Below are 8,439 nucleotides of genomic sequence, written 5' to 3'. Positions count from 1 at the left end.
CGGACGGCGAGTGGCCGGGACCAACGGGGACCGTCGGCGAGCGCTCTGGGAACGCACAGGTCAGCGTCTTGCCACGTCAGCCCGGATCCGGTTACGCGATCTTCCAAACTGGTGCTTTGGTCGTCTATTGGGGCACAGATGGACGAGTTCTCCGGTAAGCGATGAACTCCACACCGAATCCGACGACAGCGAGGGCGACACCCAGCCAGAAGAGCAGCGGGCTATGCCGTTCCAGTCCGCCGAACAGCATCACACCCACGCCGAGGATGGGGAGAAAGATCCCTCCTGCGGTGTACCACTGTCCTTTGCGTGCCTTGTTGATCGCCGAAGCCGCACCGAGCAACAGGATCAAGGACATGAGCGCCATCCACACGGCGACACCCTCGCAGCGAATGATCTCCTTTGCAACAGGCCCGGTTCACGGGGTCGCTCACTCGCGGGTGCACCGTCTTCGTGTCTGTGCTCAGGAGCGGCTGTACAGCAGCGAAGTACAGCAACCACCGCGCCCACGACTGACCGCCACCAGCCCCAGGGGACCGGCTGACGTGCTCGGCAGACCTCAACAACCGCCCTGCGCGTAGTCCGCATCGAGGGGGCGGTCTGACAACACCAGCCGTGCCCCAGCCGTGCCCGATCCAACGGGGAGCCGCGGGCAACAGAGGCCACTCACGGGCAGCATCCAACTGAACGGCCCCTGACCGAATTACCTGATCAGGGGCCGTTTCGCCTGGCGGTGGGTGTGGGATTTGAACCCACGGTGGCTTGCGCCACGACGGTTTTCAGGATCGTGTCACGAGGGACGCAGCCTGGCGGCGCAACGCCCAAGCCCTAAACCGGCCGCTGCTGAAGATGCCGACACCGACGGACAGAGCGAGCAGCACGGATGAGGGCCCAACGCCAAGAGAGACCGAGTGGCGCCCGGCCGCCAGCGACAACAGGAACATGATCAACGTGAGGGTCGCTGCTGCCCCAACGAGGAAGACCGCCAATTCGGCCCACCACATCGCCCGTGTTGGTTGAGTCGTCACGGCGTGGTTGTACATCCTCAAGCTGGTGCTGTACAGCAGAGAGGTACAGCAACCACCAATGCTGGCTCCGCCAGTCCGGCGCCTACTGAGGTCAAGCCAGGGCAGGCACGAAGCCGCCGCGGGCGGTGCCCGAGGACAGCAGGGCAGACCAGTCGAGCGCCTCGGGCAGTTGGTTCAAGGACAGAACCACTGCTCCGCCGGCCTGCTCGGCATCCGCGCACCAGTCGGCCATGCTGCTCGATGCCGCAGCGCCGTCGGCCCCGCCTAGCACCGGCGCAGCGAGAGCGGGGACGACGAGTCCGTGTTCTCCAGGTCCGTCTACGACGCACAGGGTGAGTCGAGGGACGATGCTCCACCCCGCACACAGGGGCACCGCCCCATCGGGCGCGGTCAGGAGCGGCAGGGCATCGTGGACAGGCGCGTCGGCCAGCAGGAGCACGGGCGTGGCACCATGGACGAACAGAGTGTTCTGAGGATCCAGCAGCACGGCACCACTCTCGCAGGCTGGGTTCCAGGAGCAGCAGGGGGGTGCCGAGAAGGGCAGCGAGCGCGCGTCGGACATAGTCATCGAACCAACGCCTGACATCCATCGTTGACATCAACGACCTCGGACAGCGGCGTACCCCCTGCAAAACGGCGTACGACGCACGTCATACAGACGCCGAGTCCGCAGAAGCTTGATCGAACTCCTAAGGCGGTGGTCACGTACCAAGACGCCGACGGCAGTGACGGCAACGCTGACGGCAACGAGTGCGGACGACGACGGCACCCGGCAGCTTGCCGCGGAAGCGGCGCGGACCCGATGGGCCGGGCCGCTGGGGTGTGCCCGCATCTTCTAAGCGCTTGGCCGCAGGTTCGAGTCCTGCCGGGGGCGCCATGCCTCGCCCTCCCAACGGGAGGGCGTTTTTGCTGTTCAGAGCATGTGCAGCCCCACCCAGAACAGCGCCGGCCCCCTAGCGATCGCGGGGAGGGTCCGGAGCCGTCCGGCTGCCACCCAGTTTCTGTGGGTGGCTGCGGTAAATACGCGGGGAAGTTCTCCGGGAGCCGGCAGGGCCAGCTAGCGATCGGCTGACGATTCCCCTTCGCGGCTGGTGCAGCGCAGCCGCTCCTTGTAGCGCGCTTCGTCCACGTCGCGGCCGGTGACGTGCAGGATGCCGTCCGCCTGTCCGCGGGCGCGGGGTGTCTTCCAGGGCGAGCTGGAGCACCGGGCCGCCCTGTACGGAGTCGAACGCCTTGCCTCCGGCCGCGACCGACAGGCCCAGTCCGAGGGAGAGCCGGGATTTGCCGACCTTGGGTGGTCCGGCGAGCACTCGGCTCGGGGAAGTGCGCGGCCATGTCGATGACATCGGGATGGGCGACGCGGTAGTCTCCGCCGTCCAGCCTGACTTGGGACGGCATGAGCGGGCCGCCGAGTTCCGCGATTTCACGGAACAGGCCCACGGCTACCGCCTATGGCAACAGACTGGAACGCAGACCTGGATAGGCGCCTGCTGGCCTCACAGGGACAAGACCCGCCAGCGCACGCGTGGCTTGTCGGACACGCAATGCCAGGTCGCCGTGACTCTGTCACCGTCCCCGAGGCCCTGAAGACACTGCTCTTCAACGGCGGCGCTCACGATGAACGGGATGCCTCCCCTGGAGGGATACCGCACGTACCACCGTTGCCACCGATCGGTGGAGTCGCAGGTGCTCATTCCCGGATACCAACCCCCGGACATCGACTCTTTCAGCTCCAGGCACTTCTGTGTCGCTACCTGGCGCATCGGGGTGGCGATCCCTGGGGTGTTGTTCCAGATCCATTGCTGGTACTCCCCGAGGTTGCAGCGGGTGGTATACACCCCCACGTCGGACCGATAGTCCAGGCACCCGACCTCTGGGTCGTAGTTCTGGAAATAGCTGGTCTTCACCCCGTATGCCGACGCCGATGAAGAGGTCGCCACCAACGTGCCCAGCGCGGCCATGACGGCAACGACTCCTCTGCGCATCATCTTCCAACCCATCGGCCCCTCCCCAGAGATATGCCGGAAACCACGGCCGCGCGGTGCCGAACCCAAGCCGAGTGACCGCCACATGAGCTTTGCCCGGCGACGCCGAGGCCCATGCGGGCAGGCGGAGCATCGTGGTTGCCGTTGTGCCTCGCACAGCCTTGAACCGACGGCCGCGGGCCGAAAGTTCGGCCAACGCCCCGCCCTCTGCTGAGTCGGCTCTTCGCGGTGCCGGTGAACAAGCTGATTGCGAGCCGGCTGAGCCCGTCACGGCCGCGGCGTGAGGTCGTCGGATCGCCCAGCCTCGATGCGGGACCACTGGGGGATGGGGCGTCCGTTGCGCCGCAGGCGGACGTGGTCGGCGGGTGTGCCCTGGACACGCGGCCAGCCGGGTGGCGAGTCCTCCCACAGCTCCTGGCGCCCGTACACGGTGAGGTCCATGAGCGCGTAGCTGTAGTCCATCGCCTCCACGCCGCGCAGCGTCGTCCAGTACGTCTCGTAGACGCGGTCGCCGTCGCGCAGGTAGCAGACCAGGTGCATCATGCCGACGTGACGGCCGACCAGGAGCTCGTCCTGCGACGGGAGGGCCGAGTACCACGGCACTTCCCAGCCCATGAAGTCCCGGTAGCGGCGGCTTTCCTCGTACGGGCCCTGGCAGAAGACCGCGTAGGTGATGTCGCGGGAGTGCAGGTAGGACAGCTCCTGGACCTGGGTGGTGACCCAGGTGCAGCCCTCGCACTGCCCGGCCGCATCGTGGCCGTCGTGCCACATGAAGTAGTAGGCGATGAGCTGCCGGCGCCCTTCGAACGCGTCGAGGAGGGTGACTGGCCCGTCGGGCCCGGTCAGTTCGAGGTCGGCTGCCACCTCGACCATGGGCAGCCGGCGCCGGGTCGCGGCGATCGCGTCGCCTTCCCGGGTGTGCGCTTTCTCGCGGACCCGCAGCTTGTCCAGTTCGGCTTGGAAGACGGCCCGGTCGGCCACCGGCGGCAGCGCCGGCGCGCTGTCGGGGTCCGCCGTCGTGCTGTCGTACTCGGTCACGATCGTGTCCAATCGTCTTAAGTCATCAGTCGGCTTCCGTCAGTCGGAGGCTTCCGGGGCTTCGGAGGCTGCCGGGCCGGGGCGCTCCGCCAACTCCTTGATCCGCAGCAGGCGGGTCTCCCAGGAGCGGCCGATCCGGTCCAGTTCCCGGGCCAGCGCGCCCAGCCGGGCGCCGACGGCGAGGTAGACGACCTCGCGCCCGCGCTGCTCCGACTCGACCAACCCGACCTCGCGCAGCACCTCCAGGTGCTTGCCGATCGCCTGACGGCTCACCGGCAGCACCCTGGCCAGCGCGGACGCCGACATGGGGCCCTCGCCGAGCCGGGTGAGGATCTCCCATCGCGTCGGGTCGCCGAGCGCGGCACACACGACGGGGAGGGTTGCGGTCACGGTCGCGTCGTCGGGGCCGGCGCGGACTTCTCGACGAACACCTTCGCGGCCTCCAGCTCGGCGAGCCACCCCTTGTCGTTGCCCTCGCGCTCCTTCAGCCACGCGGCCGGGTCGTCGGCGAGGCCGGAGAACCCGCTCTCGACGACGCGCAGCGTCACCCCGCCGCCGTCCCGCTCGTCGATCCAGAACTCGACGAGGGTCGAGGGCGTCGACTCGTCCCGGAACGGGGTGCCGATCCATCGGAACGCCGCGTAGCGCGGCTTGTCCAGCTCTACAGTCCGGAATCGGAACTCGCCCAGCGTCGGATGGTGCACCACGGCCACGTCGCCCTCGTAGCGCAGATCCGGGTCGGCCTCGACGGCACCGTCGTTGACATACCAGCCGGGGCGCACGATCAACTCCCAGACCCGCTCGGCTGGGGCGTCGATGTCGATCTGCCGGGCGATCCGGTCGAGCTCGGCGAGCTCGGCGTCGGTGTAGGTGGTGTCGTTCATGGCTTCCTCCCTGGGCGTTCCCGGGCATCAATCTGCAACCCAACGATTGCACATCGGCCTCGCGCCTGCAACCTATGGGTTGCAGTACGCCGCGCGGTCGAGCGTCGCCCTACGACCCCCGTCGGCGTACCGCAGCGGCGGCAGCACCTCGCGCGCCCCGACGCGCCGAACCACAACGCGCAGGGCCCGCCCTGACGTCGCACTCCCTCCGCATCCGCGCTCGACAGCCCGATCAGCGACTCAGCGACTCATGGGCGCTGCTCAGGGGTCGCCGTGGAGGCGTGTCCAGATGTCGATCTCGTCGGGGGACGGGGGCGTGTGGGGGCACAGCCGTTCCGGGTGCCCGTCGGGTGGGGTGTCGAGCATGCGCCGTGGCGGCTCCGGCGCGGGGGCCGATCGGGCTTCGGGCGGCAGCGGGTGCACCCATACGGAGCCTGCCGCCTGCAGTCCCTCGTACAGCAGCGCGAAGCAGCGCGTCCCGCACAAGAGGGCTCCCCGGGACAGGGCGGCGAAGGCATCGATGATCTTCATGGCTGTGGTCAGGCCGCGAGAGTACAACGGGTCGAGGACGCCGGCCGCGCGCGACATGTCGGCCGCCACCTTCCGACTGGTCGGTTTGGTGACGTATACGGGGGTCATGGAAGGGGCTGTGGTGAATATGTGTGTCTGAGGTAGGCTGCCCGCCACTCCACACCTGAGGGCCACGCCAGCGGGGCACGGTCAACCGGCCTTGTCTCCGCGCGGATCAGTCGAGTGCCGGCTTGACGCACACCGTCCGGTCCGACGCTCCAGCGCCTCACCGAGATCCGGTGAGACGGCCGTCCCTGGATGGTTCCCCGCATCCAGGTGCCGGTCACCGAGCGGCGATCACCCGGACGTACGAGCCGCACGCACTAGTCCGGTACGGCGCCCGTCCTCCGGCGCGGGGACTCAGCACGGCCCAGCATCAAGCTCCCCGAACTGCAGCACTCCCCGAACCGCCGAACTCCCCGAACCACCACCGGAATCCCGGAACCCCCCACGGGACTCCCGATCAGCCACGTTTCACCGTCTGCCTCTCAATCGCAAGGGACGATCAGCATGCGCGCCCGCTCCCCGCTCGCTGCGGCCATCGCCGCGTCGGTTCTCTCCCTCACTCTCACCGCCTGCGGCTCGGACAGCGGCACAGCCAGCAGCGAGAGCGCGACGGTCGGCATAGCGATGCCCACGAAGGTGTCGCAGCGATGGATAGACGACGGCAACAACATGGTCGACGAGCTCAAGGAGTACGGCTACGAGAGCAAGTTGAGATACGCCGACAACGACCCGAAGGCCCAGGTCGCACAGATAGAGGCGATGATCGACCAGGGCGTGGACGCCCTGGTGATCGCCTCGGTCGACGGGCATGCGCTCACCGACGTCCTGCAGAAGGCCGCCGCCGCCGACATCCCCGTCATCGCCTACGACCGGCTGATCCTGGACAGCCCCGACGTCGACTACTACGCCTCCTTCGACAACGAGCAGGTCGGCGAACTCCAGGCGGAGTACATCGCGGAACACCTCGGACTGGTCAACGGCACCGCGAAGGGCCCCCTCAACATCGAGCTGTTCGCCGGGTCTCCCGACGACAACAACGCCCGCTTCTTCTGGGACGGTTCGATGCGCGTCCTGAAGCCCTACATCGACGACAAGGAACTCGTCGTGAAGTCCGGGCAGACCGCGTTCGAGAAGGTGACCACCCTCCGCTGGGACGGCGCCACCGCGCAGAAACGAATGACCGCGATGCTCCGCTCGACGTACGCCAACGACCGTGTGGACGCGGTCCTCTCGCCGTACGACGGCATGTCCATCGGCATCATCAACGCGCTGAAGAAGCAGGGTTACGGAACCGCCGCGAAGCCCCTGCCCATCGTCACGGGCCAGGACGCCGAGGTTCCCTCGGTCAAGTCCATCATGGACGGGGAGCAGTCCCAGACCGTCTACAAGGACACCCGCGACCTCGCCCTGGTCGCCGCGAGCATGGTCAACGCCGTGCTCCACCACCGGAAGCCGATGATCAACGACACCACGTCGTACAACAACGGGAAGAAGGTCGTCCCGGCGTACCTCATCAAGCCGGTGAGCGTCGACAAGGGGAACTACCGGGACGTCCTCATCGACTCGGGCTACATCAACGCGGACGACCTCAAGTGACCCACGGCGCATGCTCCTCGAGCGGACCATGCGCACGGAGCATGCGCCCCGAACATGCGCAGGTGCCCGCCGGAGACCGGGCGGGCACCCACGGTCCGTGGCCTGAACCGGCCGGGTTCAGGCACGCTTGACCGAGTCGAGGTGGGCGAAGACGACCACGTTGTCCTCGTAGTCCTGGGCTGCCCTGTCATAGTCGCCGCCACAGGTGATGAGGCGCAGTTCCGGGTCGGGCGTGTCGTCGTACACCCGGTCGTTGGGGAACTCGGCCTTGCTGAAGGTCTCGACGGAGTCGACCTTGAAGTACGCGACGCTGCCGTCCGCGCGCGTGATGTCGACCCTGTTTCCGGGCTTGAGCTCGCTGAGCCCCATGAACACCGCCGGACCGGTCTTGGTGTCGACGTGGCCCACGACGATCGATGTGCCGCGTTCACCGGGCGAGGCACCGCCCTTGTACCAGCCGACGAGGTTGTCGTTGTTCACGGGCGGCGGGTTGATGCGGCCGTCGGCGGCGAGGGACAACGACGTGAACGGCGCGTCGACCGAGATCGCCGGGATCGAGATCCGCTTGGGCACCGAGCGGGTCAGTACCGGACCGGTGGGGGACGGACTCGGTTTCGGCGTGCTGGGCGCCCGGGACGGGCTGGGCGTGGCGGAGGCGATCACCGAGGGACGGGCCTGCGGCTTGAGATCCGCGGGCGGTTCCAGGGAGTTGTGGATGAGCAGAGCGCCCAGCACCACTGCTGCCACGGGCCACAACATGGCGCGGACGAGGGTGCGGGAAGCGGGCGTGGTCCGGGTCTTGTTCGGCTCGGGCGACTGCGGGGCGGCCATGGAACTGTGCCTTTCATGAATGGGAGGCGGTGAAGCGGGGCCGCGAGAGCGGTCCGAGTGAACGGCCGCGGCCGCGGCCGCCCTCCGAGGGCGACCGCGACAGCGCAGCGACTGGCGAGGGTGCCTGAATCAGGCCTGTGCCGTGTTGCCTGAATCAGGCTTACGCGACACCCGAGGCGTTGCGACGCCGCAGGATGTACGTGCCGGCGCCGATGCCCGCGAGCAGCAGCGCGGAACCCGCGGCGATGCTGCTGCCGGACTGTGCGAGACCGCCGCCACCGGCGTGGACTCCGCCCTTGGGCTTGTCGTAGTCCTTCTTGTCGTAGCCCTTGTCGTAGTCCTTCTTGTCGTAGTCGTGCTCCTTCTTGCCGTAGTCGTCCTTCTTGTCGTCGTCCTTGCCGTAGTCGTCCTTCTTGTCGTAGTAGTCGTCGTCACCGGCCCGGTTCAGGGCCAGAGCGCCGCCACCGGCGTGGACGCCACCCTTCGGCTTGTAGTGGTCCT

General features: G+C 67.8%; 10 protein-coding genes and 1 pseudogene. 1 reads left to right on the top strand and 10 read right to left on the bottom strand.

Annotated elements, in window-relative coordinates; genetic code table 11:
• Positions 1-124: 124 nt before the first annotated feature.
• From STSP_RS34490 to STSP_RS34455, 8 genes are all read right to left on the bottom strand, one after another.
• Positions 125-358, bottom strand: coding sequence for a hypothetical protein (locus STSP_RS34490; RefSeq protein ID WP_157902976.1), 234 nt, complete (start codon positions 356-358; stop codon positions 125-127).
• A 761-nt stretch (positions 359-1,119) separates the two neighbouring features.
• A complete protein-coding gene (locus tag STSP_RS34480) occupies positions 1,120-1,515 on the bottom strand; it encodes a hypothetical protein (protein WP_067284977.1) in 396 nt (131 codons plus the stop codon).
• A gap of 466 nt (positions 1,516-1,981) precedes the next feature.
• Positions 1,982-2,374 carry an AAA family ATPase gene (locus tag STSP_RS40655; RefSeq protein WP_232789910.1) on the bottom strand — a complete coding sequence of 131 codons (393 nt, stop codon included), beginning with the start codon at positions 2,372-2,374 and terminating at the stop codon, positions 1,982-1,984.
• 150 nt (positions 2,375-2,524) lie between these two features.
• Entirely contained in the window at positions 2,525-2,989 is a 465-nt protein-coding gene (locus tag STSP_RS34475) for an RICIN domain-containing protein (protein ID WP_067284976.1), read from the bottom strand.
• A gap of 291 nt (positions 2,990-3,280) precedes the next feature.
• Positions 3,281-4,051: a DUF899 family protein gene (locus STSP_RS34470; protein ID WP_067284980.1), complete on the bottom strand. Its 771-nt coding sequence runs from the start codon at positions 4,049-4,051 to the stop codon at positions 3,281-3,283.
• A 39-nt stretch (positions 4,052-4,090) separates the two neighbouring features.
• On the bottom strand, positions 4,091-4,441 hold the full coding sequence (locus tag STSP_RS34465) for an ArsR/SmtB family transcription factor (protein WP_067284975.1): 351 nt from the start codon (positions 4,439-4,441) through the stop codon (positions 4,091-4,093).
• Positions 4,438-4,935 carry an SRPBCC domain-containing protein gene (locus STSP_RS34460; protein WP_067284974.1) on the bottom strand — a complete coding sequence of 166 codons (498 nt, stop codon included), beginning with the start codon at positions 4,933-4,935 and terminating at the stop codon, positions 4,438-4,440. Before STSP_RS34460 ends, STSP_RS34465 begins: the two co-directional genes overlap by 4 nt.
• Positions 4,936-5,196: 261 nt before the next feature.
• Positions 5,197-5,574 carry a DUF6059 family protein gene (locus STSP_RS34455; protein WP_157902975.1) on the bottom strand — a complete coding sequence of 126 codons (378 nt, stop codon included), beginning with the start codon at positions 5,572-5,574 and terminating at the stop codon, positions 5,197-5,199.
• Between the two features lie 441 nt (positions 5,575-6,015).
• On the opposite strand from STSP_RS34455, the gene chvE reads away from it, so the two are divergent.
• Entirely contained in the window at positions 6,016-7,107 is a 1,092-nt protein-coding gene (chvE, locus tag STSP_RS34450; protein ID WP_067284972.1) for a multiple monosaccharide ABC transporter substrate-binding protein, read from the top strand.
• Positions 7,108-7,224: 117 nt separating this feature from the next.
• Here the strand turns inward: chvE and STSP_RS34445 are convergent, their stop codons facing one another.
• Both STSP_RS34445 and STSP_RS39845 read right to left on the bottom strand, forming a co-directional pair.
• Complete coding sequence (locus tag STSP_RS34445) at positions 7,225-7,938, bottom strand: class F sortase (protein WP_067284971.1); 714 nt, start codon at positions 7,936-7,938, stop codon at positions 7,225-7,227.
• Between the two features lie 160 nt (positions 7,939-8,098).
• A pseudogene (locus STSP_RS39845) lies at positions 8,099-8,439 on the bottom strand (hypothetical protein); the annotation flags it as partial.

Origin of the sequence: Streptomyces jeddahensis, from assembly GCF_001642995.1 — a bacterium.
Lineage (GTDB): Bacteria > Actinomycetota > Actinomycetes > Streptomycetales > Streptomycetaceae > Streptomyces > Streptomyces jeddahensis.
The sequence above is the reverse complement of the archived record's forward strand: the minus strand, read 5'-3'. Positions and strand labels throughout refer to the sequence as shown.

Bases quoted from the DNA above. Each gene is read 5' to 3' on its own strand.
- STSP_RS34490 (WP_157902976.1), bottom strand. From the start codon at position 358: ATGTCCTTGATCCTGTTGCTCGGTGCGGCTTCGGCGATCAACAAGGCA.
- STSP_RS40655 (WP_232789910.1), bottom strand. From the start codon at position 2,374: ATGTCATCGACATGGCCGCGCACTTCCCCGAGCCGAGTGCTCGCCGGA.
- STSP_RS34475 (WP_067284976.1), bottom strand. From the start codon at position 2,989: ATGGCCGCGCTGGGCACGTTGGTGGCGACCTCTTCATCGGCGTCGGCA.
- STSP_RS34460 (WP_067284974.1), bottom strand. From the start codon at position 4,935: ATGAACGACACCACCTACACCGACGCCGAGCTCGCCGAGCTCGACCGG.
- STSP_RS34455 (WP_157902975.1), bottom strand. From the start codon at position 5,574: ATGACCCCCGTATACGTCACCAAACCGACCAGTCGGAAGGTGGCGGCC.
- chvE (WP_067284972.1), top strand. From the start codon at position 6,016: ATGCGCGCCCGCTCCCCGCTCGCTGCGGCCATCGCCGCGTCGGTTCTC.
- STSP_RS34445 (WP_067284971.1), bottom strand. From the start codon at position 7,938: ATGGCCGCCCCGCAGTCGCCCGAGCCGAACAAGACCCGGACCACGCCC.